General features: G+C 62.2%; 26 protein-coding genes. 16 read left to right on the top strand and 10 right to left on the bottom strand.

Going from position 1 to position 21255, the window contains the following annotated elements:
- Positions 1-153: 153 nt before the first annotated feature.
- The 3 genes from C1924_RS18910 to C1924_RS18900 all read left to right on the top strand — a co-directional run bounded on the left by C1924_RS18910 (position 154) and on the right by C1924_RS18900 (position 2430).
- Complete coding sequence (locus C1924_RS18910; protein ID WP_108766690.1) at positions 154-513, top strand: hypothetical protein; 360 nt, start codon at positions 154-156, stop codon at positions 511-513.
- A gap of 173 nt (positions 514-686) precedes the next feature.
- Positions 687-1127: a DUF2231 domain-containing protein gene (locus C1924_RS18905; protein WP_108766689.1), complete on the top strand. Its 441-nt coding sequence runs from the start codon at positions 687-689 to the stop codon at positions 1125-1127.
- On the top strand, positions 1120-2430 hold the full coding sequence (locus C1924_RS18900; protein WP_108766688.1) for a sorbosone dehydrogenase family protein: 1311 nt from the start codon (positions 1120-1122) through the stop codon (positions 2428-2430). Before C1924_RS18905 ends, C1924_RS18900 begins: the two co-directional genes overlap by 8 nt.
- Positions 2431-2711: 281 nt before the next feature.
- Here the strand turns inward: C1924_RS18900 and C1924_RS18895 are convergent, their stop codons facing one another.
- Positions 2712-3362 carry an exopolysaccharide biosynthesis protein gene (locus tag C1924_RS18895; RefSeq protein WP_108766687.1) on the bottom strand — a complete coding sequence of 217 codons (651 nt, stop codon included), beginning with the start codon at positions 3360-3362 and terminating at the stop codon, positions 2712-2714.
- A 167-nt stretch (positions 3363-3529) separates the two neighbouring features.
- On the opposite strand from C1924_RS18895, the gene yidA reads away from it, so the two are divergent.
- On the top strand, positions 3530-4363 hold the full coding sequence (gene yidA / locus C1924_RS18890; protein ID WP_108766686.1) for a sugar-phosphatase: 834 nt from the start codon (positions 3530-3532) through the stop codon (positions 4361-4363).
- Positions 4364-4554: 191 nt separating this feature from the next.
- On the top strand, positions 4555-4863 hold the full coding sequence (locus C1924_RS18885) for a hypothetical protein (protein ID WP_254051178.1): 309 nt from the start codon (positions 4555-4557) through the stop codon (positions 4861-4863).
- A gap of 18 nt (positions 4864-4881) precedes the next feature.
- On the opposite strand, the gene C1924_RS18880 is transcribed toward C1924_RS18885, so the two are convergent.
- The 3 genes from C1924_RS18880 to arsH all read right to left on the bottom strand — a co-directional run bounded on the left by C1924_RS18880 (position 4882) and on the right by arsH (position 7093).
- Positions 4882-5349: a cold-shock protein gene (locus C1924_RS18880; protein ID WP_159094842.1), complete on the bottom strand. Its 468-nt coding sequence runs from the start codon at positions 5347-5349 to the stop codon at positions 4882-4884.
- A 165-nt stretch (positions 5350-5514) separates the two neighbouring features.
- The gene (locus C1924_RS18875) at positions 5515-5871 is read right to left on the bottom strand and encodes a hypothetical protein (protein ID WP_108766683.1); all 357 of its coding nucleotides are present in this window, start codon (positions 5869-5871) and stop codon (positions 5515-5517) included.
- 493 nt (positions 5872-6364) lie between these two features.
- Positions 6365-7093 (bottom strand): arsenical resistance protein ArsH, encoded by a 729-nt coding sequence (arsH, locus tag C1924_RS18870; protein ID WP_108766682.1) that lies wholly within the window; start codon positions 7091-7093, stop codon positions 6365-6367.
- A 17-nt stretch (positions 7094-7110) separates the two neighbouring features.
- Here arsH and C1924_RS18865 point away from each other — a divergent pair, with 17 nt between their 5' ends.
- From C1924_RS18865 to C1924_RS18840, 6 genes are all read left to right on the top strand, one after another.
- A complete protein-coding gene (locus tag C1924_RS18865) occupies positions 7111-7440 on the top strand; it encodes a winged helix-turn-helix domain-containing protein (RefSeq protein WP_108766681.1) in 330 nt (109 codons plus the stop codon).
- 38 nt (positions 7441-7478) lie between these two features.
- Positions 7479-7982, top strand: a complete 504-nt coding sequence (locus tag C1924_RS18860) for an arsenate reductase ArsC (protein WP_108766680.1) — start codon at positions 7479-7481, stop codon at positions 7980-7982.
- A gap of 14 nt (positions 7983-7996) precedes the next feature.
- A complete protein-coding gene (arsB, locus tag C1924_RS18855; RefSeq protein ID WP_108766679.1) occupies positions 7997-9028 on the top strand; it encodes an ACR3 family arsenite efflux transporter in 1032 nt (343 codons plus the stop codon).
- 625 nt (positions 9029-9653) lie between these two features.
- Positions 9654-10007: a hypothetical protein gene (locus C1924_RS18850; RefSeq protein ID WP_108766678.1), complete on the top strand. Its 354-nt coding sequence runs from the start codon at positions 9654-9656 to the stop codon at positions 10005-10007.
- A 632-nt stretch (positions 10008-10639) separates the two neighbouring features.
- Entirely contained in the window at positions 10640-11209 is a 570-nt protein-coding gene (locus C1924_RS18845) for a TetR family transcriptional regulator (protein ID WP_108766677.1), read from the top strand.
- 63 nt (positions 11210-11272) lie between these two features.
- On the top strand, positions 11273-11749 hold the full coding sequence (locus C1924_RS18840) for a nuclear transport factor 2 family protein (RefSeq protein ID WP_108766676.1): 477 nt from the start codon (positions 11273-11275) through the stop codon (positions 11747-11749).
- Between the two features lie 318 nt (positions 11750-12067).
- On the opposite strand, the gene C1924_RS18835 is transcribed toward C1924_RS18840, so the two are convergent.
- The 3 genes from C1924_RS18835 to C1924_RS18825 all read right to left on the bottom strand — a co-directional run bounded on the left by C1924_RS18835 (position 12068) and on the right by C1924_RS18825 (position 14092).
- Positions 12068-12400: a carboxymuconolactone decarboxylase family protein gene (locus tag C1924_RS18835; protein WP_108766675.1), complete on the bottom strand. Its 333-nt coding sequence runs from the start codon at positions 12398-12400 to the stop codon at positions 12068-12070.
- Positions 12401-12485: 85 nt separating this feature from the next.
- On the bottom strand, positions 12486-13247 hold the full coding sequence (locus tag C1924_RS18830; RefSeq protein ID WP_108766674.1) for an SDR family NAD(P)-dependent oxidoreductase: 762 nt from the start codon (positions 13245-13247) through the stop codon (positions 12486-12488).
- Positions 13248-13285: 38 nt separating this feature from the next.
- Positions 13286-14092: an SDR family oxidoreductase gene (locus C1924_RS18825; protein WP_108766673.1), complete on the bottom strand. Its 807-nt coding sequence runs from the start codon at positions 14090-14092 to the stop codon at positions 13286-13288.
- Positions 14093-14141: 49 nt separating this feature from the next.
- Between C1924_RS18825 and C1924_RS18820 the strand changes: the two genes are divergently transcribed.
- On the top strand, positions 14142-15149 hold the full coding sequence (locus C1924_RS18820; RefSeq protein ID WP_254051176.1) for a GlxA family transcriptional regulator: 1008 nt from the start codon (positions 14142-14144) through the stop codon (positions 15147-15149).
- A gap of 414 nt (positions 15150-15563) precedes the next feature.
- On the opposite strand, the gene C1924_RS18815 is transcribed toward C1924_RS18820, so the two are convergent.
- The 3 genes from C1924_RS18815 to C1924_RS18800 all read right to left on the bottom strand — a co-directional run bounded on the left by C1924_RS18815 (position 15564) and on the right by C1924_RS18800 (position 17979).
- Positions 15564-15791: an alpha-hydroxy-acid oxidizing protein gene (locus tag C1924_RS18815; protein ID WP_108766671.1), complete on the bottom strand. Its 228-nt coding sequence runs from the start codon at positions 15789-15791 to the stop codon at positions 15564-15566.
- Between the two features lie 155 nt (positions 15792-15946).
- Positions 15947-16360: an ester cyclase gene (locus tag C1924_RS18810; RefSeq protein WP_108766670.1), complete on the bottom strand. Its 414-nt coding sequence runs from the start codon at positions 16358-16360 to the stop codon at positions 15947-15949.
- Positions 16361-17046: 686 nt separating this feature from the next.
- Positions 17047-17979, bottom strand: a complete 933-nt coding sequence (locus C1924_RS18800; protein ID WP_108766668.1) for a LysR family transcriptional regulator — start codon at positions 17977-17979, stop codon at positions 17047-17049.
- Between the two features lie 103 nt (positions 17980-18082).
- Between C1924_RS18800 and C1924_RS18795 the strand changes: the two genes are divergently transcribed.
- The 4 genes from C1924_RS18795 to C1924_RS18780 all read left to right on the top strand — a co-directional run bounded on the left by C1924_RS18795 (position 18083) and on the right by C1924_RS18780 (position 21125).
- A complete protein-coding gene (locus C1924_RS18795; protein WP_108766667.1) occupies positions 18083-18835 on the top strand; it encodes an SDR family oxidoreductase in 753 nt (250 codons plus the stop codon).
- A gap of 20 nt (positions 18836-18855) precedes the next feature.
- Positions 18856-19608 carry a pirin family protein gene (locus tag C1924_RS18790; RefSeq protein WP_108766666.1) on the top strand — a complete coding sequence of 251 codons (753 nt, stop codon included), beginning with the start codon at positions 18856-18858 and terminating at the stop codon, positions 19606-19608.
- A 153-nt stretch (positions 19609-19761) separates the two neighbouring features.
- Entirely contained in the window at positions 19762-20754 is a 993-nt protein-coding gene (locus C1924_RS18785; protein WP_108766665.1) for a VOC family protein, read from the top strand.
- Between the two features lie 20 nt (positions 20755-20774).
- The gene (locus tag C1924_RS18780; RefSeq protein ID WP_108766664.1) at positions 20775-21125 is read left to right on the top strand and encodes an antibiotic biosynthesis monooxygenase; all 351 of its coding nucleotides are present in this window, start codon (positions 20775-20777) and stop codon (positions 21123-21125) included.
- The last annotated feature ends 130 nt before the right edge of the window (positions 21126-21255 follow it).

Raw genomic sequence — 21255 nt, 5'->3', positions numbered from 1 at the left:
TGCGTCGCAAAGGGATCTGACCCCGACCGCGACCATCTGCGAGGGGTCAGATCCCTTTGCGCCGCAAAGGGCTCTGACCCCGGCCGCCGCCATCTGCCATGCATGCCATCATGCCTGGACCGCGTACCGCGGATTACCACGCCAGGAAGACAGATGGTCAGGAAGGACCTGCACAACGAAACCGCAGTGGATGATGCGTTCCGTCCCACCCTCACCTGGATGGCCGACGAGATCGCCGCAGGCCGCGCGCCGCGGGCATCGAACGTGCGCCTGCGCACGGCCGACACGTGGGACGTCATCGTCGATATCGTCGAGGATTACGGCGAAACCCTCGTGTCTCTGCCTGAGGCTGCCTGGGCAACGTCGGTCAGCCACTGGATGGGCGGGCATTGGCACGTACTGGTTGATCTGTACACCGCCGCAGAAGGGCAAAGCGATCTGGTGATGGATGTCTCCATTGCGGAAACCGAAGCCGGTTTCGAGTACATCCTGCACCTGGTCTACGTTCCCTGAGTCGTGGCGCCGCCCGGCCATCCGGGGTCAGAGCCCTTTGCGTCGCAAAGGGATCTGACCCCGGATGGCACATCCATCCAAGCATCGCGCCGCGACGGCGGCCACCATCGCGCTGTCTCCCGGCTGGCTGTGGTACTACGGCCGTGGATACTTCCCCCCTTCGGAGCACGACCATGGTCAACCCCGTCGCCCAGGCCCATCGCGGCCCGGGTACCACGCTCTACAGTCTGTTGAATCCCCTGCCGTTCGGCTTCTTCGCCGCTGCCCTCATCTTCGATGTGCTCTACCTCAACACCGCCGAGGTGATGTGGGGCAAGTCCGCGGCGTGGCTGATCACCTTCGGCCTGCTCATCGCCATCATTCCGCGGCTGATCAACCTGTTCGCGGTCTGGCGCCGCAACGGCACCGCCACCGGCCTGGACCGCGTGGATTTCCTGCTGAACCTGGTCGCCATCGTGCTGGCCATCTGGAATGCCTTCGTGCACAGCCGCGATGCCTTCGCGGTGGCCGTGCCGGGCACCATCCTTTCCGCACTGACCGTGGCCCTCATCGCGATCGGTTACATCCTGTTGTCGCTGCAGCTGCCGGTGCTGCACGGAGGTCGTCATGGCTGATCGCATCCTGCCCACCCTGGGCGTTCTTTCGCTGGCAGTGATGCTGGCCGCCTGCGCCGGCAAGGCCGAATACCACCCGGCCGACCAGTCCGGCCCGCAGCCGCCGCTGCCCAAGCCGGCCAACTTCCTCCTGCCGCCCATGCAGGTGCCCAAGGGTGTGGGCTGGGCCGAGGGCCAATCGCCCACCGTGGCCGAGGGCCTGAAGATCGAACGCATCGCTGCCAACCTGCAGCACCCGCGCCGCCTGCTTACCCTGCCCAATGGCGATGTGCTGGTGGTGGAGGGCAACGGCCCCGGCGAAGAACCGGTGACCACGCCCAAGCAGTGGATTGCCGGCAAGGTGAAGGCGCGCTCGGGCAAGGCCGGCAAGGGTGGCAACCGGGTCACGCTGCTGCGGCGCACGCCGGGCACCGATGCGTGGACCCAGCACGTCTACATCGAAGGGCTGCATTCCCCGTTCGGCATCCAGCTCATTGGTGACACGCTGTACGTGGCCAACACCGGCAACATCATGCAGTACCACTATGTGCCCGGCGAAACCCGCATGTCCGACAAGGGCCGCGAGTTCACCGATCTGCCCAGCACCATCAACCACCACTGGACCAAGGAACTGCTGGCCAGCCGCGATGGCAGCAAGCTGTACGTGGGCGTGGGTTCCAACAGCAACATCACCGAAAACGGCCTGGCCGTCGAGTACCGCCGCGCGGTGGTGCTGGAAGTGGACGTGGCCACCCGTGGCAGCCGCATCTACGCATCGGGTATCCGCAACCCCACCGGACTGGACTGGGAGCCGAGCACCGGCAAGCTGTGGGCCGTGGCCAACGAGCGCGATGAGATCGGCGCGGACCTGGTGCCGGACTACCTGACGTCGGTGCAGGAAGACGGCTTCTACGGCTGGCCCTACAGCTATTACGGCCAGCACGTGGATGAGCGCGTGCAGCCGCAGCGGCCGGACCTGGTGGCCAAGGCCATCGTGCCCGACTACGCCATCGGTTCGCACGTCGCGCCGCTGGGCCTGCTGTTCTACACCGGGCAGTCGTTGCCGGCGAAGTACCACGGCGGCGCCTTCATCGGCGAACACGGCAGCTGGGATCGTTCACCGCTGAGTGGTTACGAAGTGGTGTACGTGCCGTTCAAGGATGGCAAGCCGACCGGCCGCCCGCAGGCGGTGGTGAGCGGCTTTACGTCCAAGGATGAAAAGACCCTGATGGGCGCCCCGGTGGGCATGGCGATGGATGCCGACGGCGCACTGCTGGTGGCCGACGACGTGGGTGATGTGGTGTGGCGGGTTTCGGCCAAGTAGCCGTGGGAATGATGCCCCGGTCAGGTGTCGCCTGATCGGGGACGTCGCGCGGATCGCCGTTTGACCAACCGCGCGCGAAATGATGCTGGGTTTTTTCGCATGTGCATGCGAAGGGCGTCGATGGCACCGGGGCGCCGGGTAGAGTCGACTGTTAGTCGACTGTCGCGCGCAGCGCGGGGTTTTTTCGCATTTTCATGCGAAGGGCAGTCGGTCGAAGGCCAGTCGACTAACAGTCGACTCTACCGCCATCCCGCCGTCCCACCACCCCGGCCTCCGCGGGTTCAGCGTGTACGCAGCCCGCTGAACAGCGATTCGGCGGCAAACCCAACGCCGCCCAGCAGCACGCCGAAGTACACCATCGTGGCCACCACGAACGCGTAACCCGCTGCTACCGCTGCGCCATCGCGCTGGATGAACCCGATCGCGAACGACATCAGCGCCAGTGCGGGCAGGGTGTTGCTGAAGGGAATCGGCCCGGCCGGGGCCATCAGCAACAACGTGGCCACCACCAGCGCCAGGTTGTTCAGCCGCATCATCTTCTTTGAACGCACCATCACCGCCAGCCGCATCGGCTTCGACAGCCGCTCCATGCGGTGCACCCACTTCAGGGCGCGGCCCAGGTTGGCCTTCAGCTTGTCTGTGGCCACTTCGCGTTCGGCCAGCCGGCGTGGCACCCACAGCGGGCGGTTGCGTACCCGGCTCAGGCCGATCAGCAGGATCGACGCCCCGAACACCGTGCTCAGCCCGGGAATCGAGACCGGAATCAGGAAAATCGCCGACAGCAGGATCACGATCAGCATCAGCCCCTCATCGCCCAGCGCCTGCAGCAGCGTGCCCACGCGGATCTGCTCGCCGGGCAGGCCGTGAATCAGGTCGTCAATCTGCTCGGCCAGCGGCGCGGTATCGGTAGCCTCGGGGGCGTGGTAGGTCATGCGTCTGGATCTCCAGGGTAGGGCGGTCATGGGGCCGTCCTGCGGTGGGGGGCGCACAGGCTTGCTGAGTATCCCTGCAGCCACGCCCGGCGGGATGAACCGCGCATGAGGCGAGCCCCTGTGCGACTGGCCTAAAATGGTGGGCCCACATGCAAGGTAGAACGTTGATGGACATGGGCCGCAGGCAATCGACCATCGCACTGGTCGCCATCGATATGGATGGCACCCTGCTGGACCCCGCCCACACGCTCACCGCGCGGGCCAAGGCGGCCATCGCCCAGGCACGCGCGCTGGGTGTGCACATCGTGCTGACCAGCGGCCGCCCCGTGTCCGGCCTGGCGCCGTTCCTGGGCGAACTGGGCATCAACGGCAATGACGATTACTGCATCGCCTGCAACGGCGGTCTGGTGCGGCGCCTGGGCACGGGCGAGAACGTGGCCGAGTTCCCGCTCAGCTTCGAGGATTTCCGTTACTGCGAACAGGTAGCGCGCGATATCGGGGTGCACTTCCAGGCCCTCGATGGCCAGCGTCTGTATACGCCCAACCAGGACATCAGCCGCTACACCGTCATCGACTCGCACCTCTCGCACGTGCCGCTCTCGTACCGCCGCGTGGAGGACATGGATCCCTCGATGTCCTTCATCAAACTGATGATGATTGACGAACCCGACGTGCTGGACGCTGCCATCGGCCGCCTGCCGGCCGAACTGACCGAGCGCTTCGCCGTGCTGAAGAGCGCACCGTTCTTCCTGGAAGTGTTCGACCACCGCGCCGGCAAGGGCCCCAGCCTGCAGAAGCTGGCCGAGCACCTGGGCATCGACCGCGCCAACGTCATGGCCATTGGTGACCAGGAAAACGACCTGACCATGCTGCAGTTCGCCGGCACCAGCGTGGCGATGGGCAATGCCATCGATGCAGTGAAGGCCGTAGCGCGCTTTGAAACCGCCACCAATGCCGAGGACGGCGTGGCCAAGGCCATTGAGCGGTACGTGCTGCAGTAAACCGATCAATGGTGGGTCTGCAACTGGGGTCAGATCCCTTTGCCCAGCAAAGGGCTCTGACCCCTTCGCCATCGATTTTCCGGCACCAACGCAAGGTTCCCACAATGTTGCTGGGGCATGCTGTCCCCATGGCCCAGCCCGATCCCGTCCATTTGCCCACCCGTCCGCACGCCCACGGACGGCCGCGTCCGGTGCCCTACGCGGCACCCACGGTCGATCTGCAGGCCGAACATCAGTTCTGGCAGGCCTACGAACGCCTCGTGCGGCCGCTGCCCGGTGGCGGCCTGCGGTTGGCCTGGCTGGTGCTGCAGAACGTCTACCGTGCCCGCCAGCGCTTCCCCGATGACACACACGACGCCGCACTCGCGCGCATCCTGTTCGGCAGCAACATGACCGCCGAACGCGCCGCCGAACTGCAGGAGCTCTACAGCCTGGTCAGCCGCCGCCTGGCCGCACTGGCCAACCGGGGTCAGATCCCTTTCCGCAGGAAAGGGCTCTGACCCCACGCCCGACCCGCGTCACTGGCTCGAGTCGCCCCCGAACACACAACGCTCCGGGCCCGGTACCCGCTCGGTGATGCGCCGCAGTTGCGCCTCCAACCACGAGGGCTCATCCCGCTTTGCTGCCAAGCGCTCCTGGCTTGGGTCCAGCACCAGCAAGCGCTGGAAGCTGTCCATCAAGCGCACGATATCCGGCGCCCGCCTGAGCGCACTCGACGGCCGGTGCAGCACCACTTCGCCCGGTGCGTTTTCCACCGCCAGCACCATCACGCCTTTGCAGCGGATCTCGAACGAATCCGTTCCATCAAGGCGGGCATGGAATGCCAGCCCCTGATTGACCTGGGTCTGCGCATAGGCCATCGCGTCCATGCGCAGCATCCGGTAATCCAGCACCGGCAGCTTCCGGTAGGCCGTTACTTCGTCGCCCTCTGGCGCGGGCCAGTGCATCCACACCGCGCCGGCCACCGTGCCGCAGACCAGTGCCACGGCGAAATACCATCGCTTCATAGAACCTCCTCCTGCCCGAACGGCCGCCGGGGGTCAGAGCCCTTCGCTGTGCGAAGGGATCTGACCCCAGCCCAGCCACCGGGGTCGGGTCCCTCCGCACAGCGGAGGGCTCTGACCCCCAGCACACACACACCACACGCAGCCTCAACCCTGCGGCCGCACGCGTTCCTGGATGAAGGCGGTAAGCGACAGCGATGCCATCGCCAAGCCTTCCAGCACGCGGTCGCCCACGTACTGGTCGGCATCGCTGTTCTGGTGCGCGCGAATGGCGGCCAGCAGGAGTTCCTGCACCGCGCGCTGTCCCGCCAACGCGCAATCGGCATCGCACAAAGCCATCTGCCGGCTGCGCAGGTGCTGGCGCTCGGGCCAGGGTTGGCCATCGGCTGCGGCACCCGCGCCGATGCTGCGCAGGAGGGCGACGAAACTGGTGGGATCGAGCGCGCTCTCAGGCGAGGGCTTTTCCTGGATGTGGCGCGGGGAAGGGGAGTATTGCTTGGTCATGGCAGGCTCCGTTCAAGCAGGCAGAAGCCGCCACCGATAAAGGTGGCGGACGGTGCGTGTCTCGAAAACCGGGCTGTTGGGATATACCGGCGGGTGCAAGACCCCCACGCACCGCCCGCCATAGCTGGCAGACGGAGTGCCAACCGGCACCACACGAGGTGGTGCCGGTTGGCGAGCGCAAACAACATCCCAACAGCTCGGGTTTTCGAGTCCCGGCCACCCGTTGTCGGTGGCGGTATCAGAGTTGACCGATGCTGTTGGGAATGCCAAGCGGTGAGGGGCAATGCCGCCACAACCCGAGCTATTTTCGTAATTTTCTCATACGGGGTTGTGGACTCAAACAACGCGTAGACAAGGCTTTCCGCGTTTTTGAGACGAATGCGTCAAATCGGCGATGGCAATGTAGTGGCGTGGCAGATGCGACAGGTGATCGCGGCCCTTTCCTGTGCAGCGACAGCGGGCGCGCATCGATCAACAATGCAGCCGCCTCGCATCAGACAGCGGTAGCCCCTGCCGCGCGCGCCAACGCAGCCGCAATCGCGTCACCCTTTCGCTCGCTGTAACGGTCCACCAGGTAGTCCGACCGCCCCCGCGTCAGCAGGGTGAACTTAACCAGCTCCTCCGCCACATCCACCACGCGGTCGTAATAGGGCGAGGGTTTCATGCGGCCGTCCTCGTCGAATTCCTGCCAGGCCTTGGCCACCGACGATTGGTTGGGGATGGTCAGCATGCGCATCCAGCGGCCGAGCACCCGAAGGGTGTTGACCGTGTTGAACGACTGGGAGCCACCACTTGCCTGCATCACCGCCAACGTGCGGCCCTGCGTGGGGCGCACGCTGCCGTCTTCCAATGGCAACCAGTCGATCTGGTTCTTGAACACGCCAGTGACCGTGCCATGCCGTTCCGGGCTGACCCAGATCTGCCCTTCCGACCACTGTGACCACGCGCGCAGCCGCTGCACTTCCGGGTGGCTCTTGTCCACGCTGTCCAGCATGGGTAACTGGTGCGGATCGAATACGCGGGTCTCGCAGCCCAGATGGCGCAGCAGCCGCTCGGCCTCCAATGCCAGCTTGCGGCTGAACGATTGAGGTCTTAGCGATCCGTAAAGAATCAGGATTCTGGGCGGCCCCAGGCCTCCGGCTGCAAGCAGGCTGTGGTCGGGCTGGGGCAGCGACCCGGCCATCAGGTTGGGCAGGTCTGTACTTGTGGTCGGCTCATTCATTCGACTATTCTGGAAATATGGAAACATCGAATGCAATCACTGCCCTGACCGCCCTGGGGCATGCCACCCGCCTGGCCGCCTTCCGTCTGCTGGTGGAAGCCGGCCCGGCGGGGCGCATGGCCGGCGATATTGCCGCGGCCCTGCAGGTGCCTCCGGCCACGCTCAGCTTCCACCTGAAAGAGCTGGTGCAGGCCGGTCTGGTGGAGAGTGAGAGCCAAGGCCGGCATGTCTGCTACCGCGCCAATTTCGCTGCCATGACCGGCTTGATCGAATACCTCACGCACAACTGCTGCGCAGGCTCGCCGGACACCACGTGCGCCCCCGTTGTGCCTGCGTGCAAGTGCTGACGCCACCCACGCCCCTTACTCCACGCGACGGCCGCACCATGACACGCAATATCCTGTTCCTGTGCACGGGCAACAGCGCCCGCAGCGTTCTTGCCGAAGCCACGTTGCGCGCGTGGGGCGGCGAGCGCTTTACCGCCTACAGCGCGGGCAGCCAACCTATCGGCCAGATCAACCCGTTCGCCCTGGCGCAGCTGCAGGTCGAAGGGATGTCTACGGACGGACTGCGCAGCAAATCCTGGGATGAATTCGTGGATGCGGCACCGATGGATCTGGTGATTACCGTGTGCGATTCCGCCGCCGCTGATTCCTGTCCCGTGGTGTTTGGAGACTTCATCCGCAGCCATTGGGGCCTGCCGGATCCTGCTGCGGTTGAGGGCAGCGACGCTGACAAGGCCGCGGCCTTCGCACAGGCGCATGCCATCGTGAAAGCGCGCTTGACTGCGCTGCTTGCTCTGCCCGAATCGCTGTGGGCGGATCGCGCAGCGCTGCAGCAGGCGCTGGACCGCATTGGGCACTTGCAGCCGGTTGCCAGCGGCCAGTGAACGCGCCCTCACCCATGGGCCTGTTCGAGCGCCACCTTACCCTGTGGGTTGCGCTGTGCATCGCGGCGGGAACGCTGCTGGGGCACTTTCTGCCCGGTACATTTGCCGCGCTGGCCTCTGCAGAGATTGCCAAGGTCAACCTGCCGGTGGCGGTACTGATCTGGTTGATGATCATCCCGATGTTGCTGAAGGTGGACTACGGCGCCATGCGCCAGTTGCAGCAGCACTGGAAAGGGATCGGGGTTACGTTGTTCATCAACTGGGCGGTCAAGCCGTTCTCGATGGCACTCCTCGGGTGGATTTTCCTGCGCCACGTTTTCGCGGATTGGCTGCCCCCCGGGCAGACCGACAGCTATATTGCCGGGCTGATCCTGCTGGCTGCCGCGCCGTGCACCGCAATGGTGTTCGTGTGGAGCAACCTGTGCCGTGGCGATGCGAATTTCACCTTGAGCCAGGTCGCGCTGAATGACGCGATCATGGTGGTGGCCTACGCCCCCATGGTCGCCTTGCTGCTGGGCATTTCAGCCATCACGGTGCCGTGGGACACGCTGCTGTTGTCCGTAGGCCTGTACATCGTGGCGCCGGTAGTGGTGGCCGCGCTGCTGCGGCAGTGGCTGCTTACCCGCAGTGGCGGCATGGGCCTGGATCGCGCGCTGCGCAGGCTGGGCCCGGTATCGCTGTCGGCGCTGCTGCTGACGCTGGTGCTGCTGTTTGGCTTTCAAGGGCAGCAGATCATCAGGCAGCCGCTGGTGATTGCGTTGATCGCAGTGCCTATCCTGGTCCAGGTCTACTTCACCTCGGGCCTGGCGTACCTGCTCAACCGCCGCTTTGGCGTGGCGCACTGCGTGGCCGGGCCTTCTGCGCTGATCGGGGCGAGCAATTTCTTCGAGCTGGCGGTGGCGACCGCCGTCGGGCTCTTCGGTGTGCATTCGGGTGCCGCATTGGCGACCGTCGTGGGCGTACTTATCGAGGTGCCGGTAATGCTGTCCGTGGTTCGCATCGTGAACCGTACCCAGGGCTGGTATGAGCGGCGCGGCGAACGCTGAAAGCGCAAGGCACGTGAAGGCGCGGTGTCGGTACGGCCAGTGGGAAAGCCCTGCTGCGGGGCGATGAAGTTGATACGTATACTCGCACCCACGTGTCCTTCCATCAGGCAGCTACCCGGCGATGAACATGCTTGGCGTCATCATGCTGACTGCGTTCGTTGGCAGTGGACTGACGAGGGCTGGTGTTGCCACACCAGAGCCCATCTTGATGCCTGATGTGCCGGTACCCGCCGATGACTGCTTTGGGCGTACATATATCTGCCAGGCCAGGCTTTCTTTCACTCTTGGAACGGATGGGCGGGCTTCCGACATCAACGTGCTGCAGTCATCGCGCAGCTACCCATGCGATCGCGCGCTTGTTCACAGCGTTCGTAGCCGGGTCTACTGAGAGCAGGCAACGGAGGTCCGCATGGAGGAGCAGACTTTCGGGTATCAATGCACCAATGGCCGCCCGGCCAGCAGCTCGTTCAAGGCGACGCCAGTTCGCGGTAAGTGATCTTTGCGCGTCATGTCTTGTCGGCCAGCTGCCTGGGTCGATACGCTGAGCCTCAACAGATCATTCAAGCCGACGCCGGTAGGCGGTACGGCATGCTTCCAGAGACGGAACTCATAGGGTGCAGATTCAATGACTGAACTCACATTCCGGATGTTTGTACTGCTGACCATCCTTGTCACGGTTGGTGGCATCGTGGCTGATGAGCGTGGGGCAAGGACGCTTCCGAGGCTGCTGCGCGAAGAACGACTCAGGATCAAGGAGCGTGCTGTTGCGGCCAGCATGTCTCGCCCGGTGCTTGGGGCGCTGCGTATCGGGCTGGTTGTTGGGTACCTGGCCGCGCTGGTGGCCGTTGCCTTCTTTGTGCCGTTCAGCCCTTGGATTTACATTTTCTTTACCTTGGGTTGGAGCGCGTTGACCGCGTTGATGCGCCGCATGTCATTTCGCGTGCTTCATCGCTGTTCTACGAGGCATCCTTGCTGCTGAATGGTGTTGTGATTGCGCTTTGTTTCTTTTCGCCGCTCTCAGGAAGATTCAATCTGACGATGATTGGGTGAGAAAAAAACTGGATTCAAGCTGATGCTGTTTGCGAGCGACCGCACTTGGCCGGAAGCAGACATCAGCACTGCGTAAGCGTTAGTCCGGTGCTACTCTCCGCTTTCGACCCACAGCAGACATTCTCCTCCGATGCCTCGAGCTGTCATAACTGTCCTGCTAGGTGGGGATGACGACGCCGGATCCCAGGCTAAGTTCGATGCCGACTGGGAGCTTGTCGAGCAATGGTTGGACCGCTGGAGAGACAACATGGCTACCTGCCCCGAATACTTTGAGGGGTGCGGTTGTTGCTTCGTATCCTGGGACGTGGATGCACCGCAGTGTGCGCTAGAGGAGCTTCCTTCTTATCTCTTGACCGGCACGTGGTAGCCGACAGCCAACGTCCACTTCTGGCCGAAAGCGGACATCCGCCATGGCGCGATCCTGCACGACACTCAACATGAAGTGGTCTCCGGTGCGGTCCCGCAGCCCTGCCACTCACCTGTCCTCCAGCTAGACATCGTGAGCCCGGCCCCGTGCACATCTTGGTTGACAGAGGAGAACGATCGTTCTACCTTTGCCCCATGGAAAACCAGACGACTGACACCAAGCAAAAGATCCTCGCGACGGCCGAGACGCTGATCTACCAGAACGGGATACATGCCACCGGCATGGACCTTCTAGTAAAGACCTCGGGTGTGGCGCGGAAAAGCATCTATCGCCACTTCGAGAATAAAGACGAGGTTGCTGCTGCGGCGCTGAACGCACGCGACGTGCGTTGGCTGGCCTGGTTCCGGAAGGAATGTGACAACGCCGATGGCCCCGAGGCGCGCATCCTGCGCATGTTCACCGTGCTCACGGGTTGGTTCGAGTCCGAGGGGTACCGCGGCTGTGCGTTCATTAACACGGCCGGCGAGGTCGGGGATCCTGAGGATCCTATTCGCAGGATCGCCAGTTATCACAAGCAGAAGCTGCTCGATTACACGCTTGAACTTACCGGGCAGCTGGGGATCGAGCAGCCGGACGCACTGGCGCGCCAGCTGCTGATTCTGATGGAAGGTGCCATCACCGTGTCGCGCGTGATGGGTGATTACCAAGCAGCAGACAACGCAAGGGATGTCGCACAGTTGTTGCTGAAACAGGCCCGCCGCTAGCGGGCGCACGCTCCACCGCAATCTGAAACCAACGATGTATCCACTTTGATTGGAGGCTTTGCCATGTCCAACGCTCAAACTCGCCCGCCGCTTCCCCCCTTCACCCGCGAATCGGCCATCGAAAAAGTACGACTTGCCGAAGATGGTTGGAACTCTCGCGATGCAGACAAGGTATCTCTTGCCTACTCGCTCGACACCCAGTGGCGGAACCGCGCCGAGTTCACGCAAGGCCGTGAAGAGGCCCGGCAGTTCCTGGCCCGCAAGTGGAAGAAAGAGCTTGAGTACCGCTTGATCAAGGAGCTGTGGGCCTTTACCGAAAATCGTATCGCTGTGCGCTACGCCTATGAATGGCGTGACGATTCAGGAAACTGGTACCGCTCGTATGGAAACGAGAACTGGGAGTTTTCTGCCGATGGCTTGATGGAGCGGCGCTTCTCGTGCATCAACGACATGCCGATCAAGGAAAGCGACCGCAAGTTCCATTGGCCGTTGGGGCGTCGCCCGGATGATCACCCGGGGCTGTCTGACCTGGGCATGTAATCGCGCCCAATGCAGAGCGGAGCGGCACCGGGATGAGGCCTCTCATTCGGGTGCTTGCTCCGCGGGGCGCTCGCTCACCACGTTCCCATCGACGAAGCTGCCGAACTGGGACGAATGCCGGAAGCAGCCTAGGGCGGATGTCGCTGTCCGCTTCTGGCCGATAGCGGACATCGACTGCGAGCATCGCAACACGTCTTTGCGTCGAAGATCGTGATTAGCGCACTGCCAGTAGGTGTGTTGGCACCCCACAGCGGCAATCGCTGGGCATCGCTCGAGCACTGCACAAAGCTCTAATGCGCGATGCCCTCGCGAAAAAGGCTATTCGCCATAAGCCTCAAGGGCTCGCATCGAATAGACATACGCAGCACCTGCATTGACCTGGATCGCAGTAGCGAGTGCCTGCGCCAGCTCTTCTTCGGTCGCCCCGGCCTTGCGCGCTGCCTCGGTATGCGTGCCAATGCACCCATCGCAACGCAGGCTGATCGCCACCGCAACGGCAATCAGTTCGCGTGTCTTGGGGTCCAGCGCTTGATCACGCGCCGCCGCTGCGCCCAACGATTGGTAGGCCTCAAGCATCTTGGGATGGCGCTTGCCCAGGGAACCGAACGCCTTTTTGACCGCAGGCACATACTCAGACCAGTTGAAAAGCATGGGATATTTCCTCAGAGAAGTGGAACGAATGGCGAAAGTCACTGGCACCAGCGCCATGTGGCGCTGGTGCTGGTAGGCACATTGATCAGGCCACCGGAATCGGGCTCTGCACCATCGCGAGATTGAATTGATGCACCAGCGCATGCTCCTCCATTCCGGGATTGGCACGCACCGCTGCGATGCGATCCACCACGACTTCGGTAGTAGCGGTTGACAGCTTCTCCAGCGTCTCGGCGATGAAGTCGTCCAATGGCATTGCGCGCGGATCACTGCTCTTGTAGATCAAGTCGGTATCCACCCACGGCGGTGCAATCTCCAGCACCTTTACGGAGCTGTCTCGCAGGGCGAACCGCTGAGACATCGAGTAGGAGTGAATCGCCGCCTTGGTGGCCGAATACAGTGCCGTCGCGGCGAGCGGAACGAAGGCCAGGACCGAGGAGTTGTTGATGATCCAACTTTGCGGCTTCTGCTTCAGGTGCTCTACAAACGCCGCGCTGACCCTGACCGGACCCAACAGGTTCGTTGCAACTAGATGCGCAGCTTGGGCATCGTCCAACGCACCGCCGGCGTCATCGAACGGCATGATGCCGGCATTGTTCACCACGACGTTGAGATCGGGATAGCGCGCAATCAGATCTTTGGCGACCGCCTTGATCTGGTCCGGATCGGCGACATCGAGTTCGACCGCATCAATGCCGGGATACTCTGCCCTGATCTGCTCCAGCAGCGCTTTTCGACGGCCTGCCACGATGATCTGGTTGCCACGTGCATGCAGCGCCTTGGCCAGCGCCAGGCCGATGCCGGAGGTGCCGCCGGTGATGAAAATGGTGTTACCTGTGAGTTTCATGGAAGTTTGTCCTAGGGGTGCGAACGGGGGAGGAGAATTCAGTGCGCGGCGCGATAGCGCGGAGCCACGGTGTTGCTGGAAAGGTGGGCCGCCATGGCCTGGCGCGCCGCCTCGAATGCCTCCCATTCCTCGCCGGATTGCAGCGACGGGAGAGTGATCAGCTCGCCTTGATCCAGCCCACGCAGCGCTGCGTCGACCATGTCACTGGCGGGCATTACGATCTCACTGGGAAGGTTCTCAACTGGCAGCCCACCGATCGCCCAGAAGTCGGTAGCTGTCGCGCCTGGAAGCACCGCCTGGACACGCACGCCGGTACCGGCAAGTTCCTTGTGAAGCGACTGGCTGAACGCGGTGACGAAGGCCTTGCTTCCGCCATAGACGCCGTTGAGGATCTCCGGGGCAACGCTGGCGATCGAGGAAATGTTGATGATGGTGCCGTGCTCGCGGGCCACCATCTGCGGAACTGCGGCGTAGGTCAGCCTCATGAGCGCGGTGACGTTGAGCTCCACCATGGCGGTCATGCGCTCGACATCACTCTGCAGCAGGGGGGTGTGGGTGCCGATGCCCGCGTTGTTGACCAGTACTGTGATATCGGCATCCTGCTGCAAGCGGCGCTCGACCGCGGCCAGCTGATCACGCTGGCCCAGGTCGGCCGCGATCACCTCCACGGCTCGCTGCGTCTGGCTGCTGATCCCCTGAGCCAGGGCATTGAGTCTCTGGCGGTCGCGGGCGACGAGAATCAGGTCATGGCCGCGACGGGCCAGGCGCTCGGCATAGATCGCGCCGATGCCAGAAGATGCGCCGGTAACCAGTGCAACGCCAGCGGATGAGGGATGTGCGGACATGGTGCTTTCTCCATTGAGGCGGCCATGGCCGCGGGGGGGTGGAGAAAGCATGCGCCTAGTGGACCATGGCGCAAATGACGCATATAGTCATGTTTTAGGACATGTGGCAGCCATCATGCATCGGGTGGGATACGTACTGGGCGACGGGTTCCAGGTGATGGCGCTCGGCTCGCAGGCGGTGTTCGAGTTCGCGAACCTCGTGCACGGTGAAACCTTTTACGCCGTGGAGAACTGGTCTCTGCAAGGCGGGGAGATCAACGCTTCGCTGGGCATGCGGGTGGTCACGCGCGAACTGACCGGACGCAGCCGTGCCGATACCTGGATGTTCGCTGGAGTAATTGACCCACTTACGGACCCGGTCTCTCGACCATTGCTCGATTTCGTCCGTCGCGTGGCTCCCAAGGCGCGGCGCGTGGCAGGAATCTGCACAGGCGGGTTCATCCTGGCCGAAGCCGGCGTGCTTACACAGCGACGGGCCACCACACACTGGGCCTATGCCGAGCACATGCAGCAGCGCCACCCCGACATCCAGGTGGAGGCCGACCGGATCTTTATCCTTGACGGTCAGTACTGGACGTCCGCTGGCATGACTGCCGCGCTGGACATGGCGCTGGGCATGGTGGAGAAGGACCTTGGGCCTGAGGTGGCGCGCTCGGTCGCGCACCGATTAGTGATGCACCACCGGCGCGCGGGCGGACAGACCCAGCACTCGGAACTGTTGGACCTGGCACCGCGCAGTGATCGTATTCAACAGGCGCTGGACTACGCCAAGCGGCACTTGGCCGAGCCACTCGGCGTGGAGCAGCTGGCCGAGCGGGTAAACCTGAGCTCGCGCCAGTTCAGCCGGATCTTCACGGCAGAAACCGGGCAATCGCCAGCGAAAGCCATTGAAGCGCTACGACTTGAGTCTGCGCGGGTCATGGTCGAACAGGGGCGGCTTCCATTGGAGGTGATTGCGCGTGAGACTGGGTTCCGCGACCGACGGCATCTTCGTGAGGCATACCAGCGAGGGTTCGGTGTCGCCCCTCAGGCTATGCGGCGGCAGTCGCGCACGTGACTGGCAATCTGATCGAATGCGCCGTCGGTGTTTCGCCTTGCAAGGAGAGCAGGCGGGTACGAGCCCTCAGGCTTATATTTGCGCCGTCCGCTTCTGGCCGAGAGCGGTCACTCAGGGGCGGGTTGCGATTGTCTACATGAACCTGGGCGATTCACAGTACGTATTCCTTCAGAAGTTCCGCGAGCGGATTTCAGGCTGCAGCCAGAAACCCGGTGGTCAGGCCATGGATCCGCGCGTAGCTTCTTCCTTTCGGTGTTGCCGATTGAGTTTAGGCGGGGCTTCGGATCTTCCGCTACCAGACCAGAATTTGTCGGGAGACTCAGCACTCCAGACGAACGGCAGGAGCCAACACGTCCACACTGACCTGACTACTGCACTGTCAGACGTGCGGAACAGTGGCGACGGCGAGTCGGCTCATCGCAGTACCATCTTCAATGAGTCCTTGCGCTGGCCCAGCAAGCTGCGATCAACGCCTTGTCCAATGGCGATCACCACGCCCGCGCCATCCATCCCCGGCACCTGGCCGGCCTCGACACGAGCGACGCCGGCCTGGCCCACTGCGGCCAGGCCATAGCCGAATGCCCTGCCGATCAGCACGCCAACCGCACCGAGTGCAAGCGCCCAGGTGCCGGCGGCGACCACGTTCGCGCGGCTTCACTTCATCCCGGCGCGGCCAGCATTCCTGAACGCAAACCCGGACCTGGAGATCGACGTGCTGCTTGACGACCGCCCCGATCGATCTGATCGGCGAGGGCATTGATGTATTGCTGTGCACGGGGCGCCTTGCCCATATGAGATCAGAGGACGCCAATCTGTTTGAGCAGGACGGTCGCGGCGGTGTAGCAGTGGAAGGAGGCAACCTTCCCGTCCACCAGATGGAAGACATCGCAGCACGGTGTCTGCATGATCTTCCCCGTAGCCGGAATGGTGCCGCTGGGGAGTACAAGTGGGCCCTTGTGCGTACCATTGAGGGAAAGCTCTACCACCACCACGTCACCAGCGACATAAACTCTGTAAAGCTCGCGATGCATATCGGGAAACGCAGTGGCATAGATCGCTACCGTGTCTCCTATTTCGCTTCCAAAGTACTTCTTGTCGGCTGAAACGTCGTAGAAGTATCCGTTCTCGGTGAACATCCCGACGAAGCCTTGGATGTCCTGCTTTTCTGCGACCTCATACAGCTCGCGAATGATCTCTTCGTTGCTCTTCATACTGCCTCCGCGTCAATAGAACTTGAAGGCTAAGCGGAGTGCGGCGCGGATTCTGGTACACAAATGCTCAAGTGGCCCGACATCACAGCGCCGGCAGGAGAGTGAGACAGGGTGGGTTCCATTCCTGAGAGGAACGTGCCACGTCGTGCAATAAGCATTCGCCAGGCACAAGCGGTATCCTTCAAAAGAGTGGGGTGGGCGGCCTACGAATGCAGGTTTCTGCGCTGTGTGACCAGTGGGAGCATGTGTGACGTCTCTCCCCCCGGATGACCGTCATGCCCCAGTTCATGTCGCGGGCCTCGCATTGCTGCGTCAGCCCACAGGACCTTATTCCTCATCCTTCGGTTCCGCTAGCCGCGCAGCTCCTGTGGCCAATGAGTGTGCGAAGAGCGGTCGACTGCATCGAGCGACACATCTATGAGCCGCTCTCCATCCACAGGATCTCTGAGGCCGCTTGCCTCAGCCGCTTCCATATGACTCGGCTGTTCTGCGCGACCACAGGCAACACGCCTATGAACTATCTCAGGTTGCGAAGAATCCAGCAGGCCAAGGTCATGTTGCGCGGGGGCGACAGAAAGATCAGCGAGATCGCCAGCGACCTCTGCTTCTTCGATCAAAGTCACTTTGTTCGCATCTTCAGGCAGGTGGTCGGCATCACGCCAAGGAGCTTCGCGGTCGCAGAAACCTCAGGCATGGGAGCCCGGCCCTTTCCAACGCCAACTGGGTTCTCTGAGCCGTTGAGCCAGGAATTCGCCAAGCACATCCACTTTGACCGGGCGTGAACGCAAGGTTGGGGTTACGAAATAGAGGCCGCCCTTGGGTTGTGACCAGCCAGCGAAGAGGACCGACAGCAAGCCCTTCTCGAGGTACTCGGTTGCGATGAACTCTGGCAGCTCACCCACTGCTTTCCCTGCCAGAAGCAAGGGGATGGCCGCTTCGATATTGGTTACGCGCAGGTTTCCGCGCGGCTTGATCAGCTCCTCGTGTCCCTTGCGGTCAAAGACCTTCCAGGTGTCGTTCTGCGAGCGATACGCGTAGCCGATGCAGTCGTGCCGGTTGAGATCGCTGGGTTTCTTTGGCTCTCCGTGAGTGAGCAGATAGTCAGGAGCGGCGACGACGAAGCGGGAGACATCACAGATCTTTCGCGCGACCAGCGACGAGTCGGGGAGCGCCGCAATGCGTAGTGCTGCATCGAAGCCATCTCCTATCAAGTCAACCGAGGCATCCGATAGATGAAGATCAACGGTGATGTCTGGGTAGCGAGCGAAGAACTCGGGAAGCAGGGGCGCCACCCATTTGATGCCAAAGGACATGGGGACGGCGAGCCGGACGAGGCCGCGCGGCGCAGCTGCCTGGTCACGTGCTGCGGCTTCAAGCGCCTGCGCATCACGCAACAAGGCCGTGGCTTGTTCCAACAGCGTCTGTCCGAACTCCGTCAGTGCCAGCTGGCGCGATGTCCGATTGAAGAGTCGGCCGCCCAATCGTTGTTCGAGCCTCGCTACTGCACGAGAAACCGTTGCGACTGACAGGTCAAAGTCGCGCGCGGCACCAGCAAACGACCGTTCTTCAGCGACCTTGGCAAACAACGCCAGTCCTTCTAGATCAGGAAGTTGAGACATTTTCAAATTTGCAATGATGGTTTGTGATTAATGCTATTTAGAAACACTCGTGATGTCGATAGCGTATGTCCCATCGTCACCAATCACTCCTTAGGAGGCAGCAATGAACAAGAAGCTTGAGGGTAAGATCGCCGTCGTCACTGGTGGCACCTCTGGTATCGGCCTGGCAACCGCAAAGCGCTTCGCAGCCGAGGGTGCCCATGTATTCATCACCGGCCGCCGCAGGAAGGAGCTCGATGAAGCCGTGGCGGCTGTAGGCAACGCGACGGGCGTACAGGTCGATTCGTCCAAGCTCGATCAGCTTGATGAGCTCTTTGAAGTGATCCAGCGCACCAAGGGCAGGATCGACGTGCTGTTCGCCAATGCGGGCGGCGGTTCGATGTTGCCGCTCGGTCAGATCACGGAAGAGCAGTATGAAGACACGTTCGGTCGCAACGTAAAGGGCGTCATCTTCACGGTTCAGAAGGCGCTGCCGCTACTGAGCGATGGCGCTTCGGTGATCCTGACCGGCTCCACTGCAGGCATCAGCGGAACCCCGGCCTTCAGCGTCTACTCGGCAACCAAGGCTGCGGTTCGCGCCCTGGTTCGCAGCTGGGTGCTCGACGTCAAGGATCGCGGCATTCGCTTCAACGTTGTGAGTCCTGGTGCCACCAAAACCCCTGGTCTGGTGGAACTGGCAGGGCCAGATGCAGCACAGCAGCAGGGTCTGCTCGAGTATATGGCGTCCACTGTGCCGATGGGCCGGGTTGGCGATGCCGATGAGATTGCCAAGGCCGTTGTGTTCCTGGCTTCGGACGATGCGAGCTTCGTCAACGGCGCCGAGCTCTTTGTCGATGGCGGCCAGGCGCAGGTCTAAGGACTGACGGGAGCGATGCGATGATCACATTACGTCCAAACGCCACGCTCGGCTCGAATGATCGCGAGTGGCTGAAGGCAAGGCTGCACATCGCCATTGCTGGGTTGGGCAATCCTGCCCATCCTCCAATTGGCGAACTGATTGCCTGGAACGACGATGAAGTCGCACCGCTGTCTGGGTTCCCGTTTCACCCGCATCAGGATGTCGAGATCGTGACCTATGTCTGCGATGGTGCGATCACCCACAAGGACAGCCTTGGAAATCAGGGCACGATCAAAGCCGGAGACCTTCAAGTCATGAGCGCCGGTTCCGGGATTCGGCATTCGGAGTGGAATGCCGAGGATCGGTCCACCAGAATGTTTCAGATCTGGCTCACGCCAAGACATGCTGGCGGCGTACCTCGTTGGCAGACCAAGACCGTTGGAATGGTCGGTGGCCGCCGGCAGTTCGACGTACTGGCATCAGGGTTTGAAGAGCAGGATGGTGGTCCCCTCTGGATCGGCGCGGATGCCCGAATTCTTGGCGGACGCCTTGCAGCGCAGGGCAGTGCGGTCCACATCCTCGACGCTGGGAAGGTTGTCTATCTGGTCCCCGTCCGAGGCCAGGTCAGTGTAAACGGAATACTGGTCAATGCCGGGGACGGCGCCCTCATAGAAGGGGAGCCGGCAGTCCACGTCCAAGCCTTGAGCGCCACCGAAGTGGTCATGGTTGAAGTTGCAGACCCCGAGGCAGGCCGCAAGGAAGCCTCCATGCAGCCCGTGCTTGGCGTCTAGTGATCGCAAGATTGTCCTATCGGCGTGGTCAAGGCCAATCCACATTGGACGAGGCGAGCCACGATTCAGAGCTGCCTTGCGCGCGCGCCGTGTAAGGCACAAGCGAAGCTGCTTTCGTGCCCTTGGTTCCCCGCAAACACACGAGGAAGATCTATGAGAAACATCATCGCCACAGCCTGTGCCTTGCTTTGGGCGCTGCCTGCGATGGCAAGCGCAGAAGCATCGCACGCCCAGTCGTCCACCCCCGTCATCAATGTTGTCGGTGTGGATCATGTGGGGATCAATGTCCCCGACATGGAACAGGCGGTTACGTTCTTTCAGAACACTTTCGGGTTTGAGCCGGTTACGGAGATCAAAGATCCCCCTGTTGATGCGGGCTTCAAGAAGCTGTTCGATGTCCACGCCTCTTCGAGCGTGAAGTCGATCAAGATGCTGCGGGCCGGTGATGGTGCGAACATCGAGCTGTTCAAGTTCGATGCGCCGGACGCCGACCATGCCCAGCCGCATTACGACGATGCCGCCGCTGCGCATATCGGCTTTTACGTTGATGACATCAATCAGGCGGTCGGCCAGCTTCGCAAGGCGGGAGTGACGGTTCTGACCGATCCCATCGTGGTCAATGCTGGTGAGACCGCTGGCGACTCATGGGTCTACTTCCTGACGCCGTGGGGCGCCAAGCTTGAGCTGGTCAGCTACCCGAGCGGCCAGGCGGGTGAGCGAGCAGCCGGAGTGCATCTGTGGCGGGCCCAGTCGGTACTGTCCCCGACCTCGGGCAAGTCACTCGACCCACAGGCTGTCAGGACGCTCGTCCAGGGTTATGTGGGCATGCTTAACGATACAGATGCCGCAAGCAGGAAGAAGTTCCTGGATGCGCACTACACCGACAACACCATCTTCAATGATCCGGAAGGGCTGGCGGTTGGTCGCGATGAGCTCAATGAGCTGCTTGGAAAGTTGCAGGCCAGGAACCGCGGCTGGACTTTCAAGGTGATCGGCGAGCCGCAGATCCAGCACGGAAACTTCCGCATCCAGTGGAAATACGGGCCAGCGTCAGACCCGGAGAAGATTCTGGGCGAAGACATTGTCGCCACCCAGGGCGGACGCATTGCGACCACGCTTGTGTTTCTCAACAAAGTACCCCAGTAACGCACCTCAAGGATCCTGTCATGGCAAGCAAATCAAGTTGCGCGCTGTATCTCCGCTATCACGTCAAAAGTGGCCAGGAAGATCACCTCCTCGGGTTGATCGAGGCCATCCTGGCGCGCTGCGCTGAAGAGGAAGACTTCATCACGGGCGTTCTTCATCGTACTGAAGACAGGCCGGGCGAGTTCACGCTGTATGAGCTTTGGCGTGGAACCAAGGAGCACTTCCTGGCGACCCAGGGCACTCGCGACTATCGACGTGCATACATCGAAGCATCGAAGCCGCTGGTCGATAGCGTCGATGTGACCTGGGATATCCCGATGCGTGTGTGGGGAGGGCTGGTAGCCCTTGACCTGGTGGCAGACCCGGATTGAGTCAGGGCGTCGCGCTCACTGTGGCCTCCATCGTTTGGACTGATCGAAGGCGGGAGGGCGCTCGACGTTATGGGTTTCCCGCTTTCGACAGCACGTGGTGAGCGCGCTTGGTCCGGTTTTCTCCAATGCC

The sequence above is a fragment of the Stenotrophomonas sp. ESTM1D_MKCIP4_1 genome, assembly GCF_003086895.1.
GTDB lineage: Bacteria > Pseudomonadota > Gammaproteobacteria > Xanthomonadales > Xanthomonadaceae > Stenotrophomonas.
The sequence above is the reverse complement of the archived record's forward strand: the minus strand, read 5'-3'. Positions and strand labels throughout refer to the sequence as shown.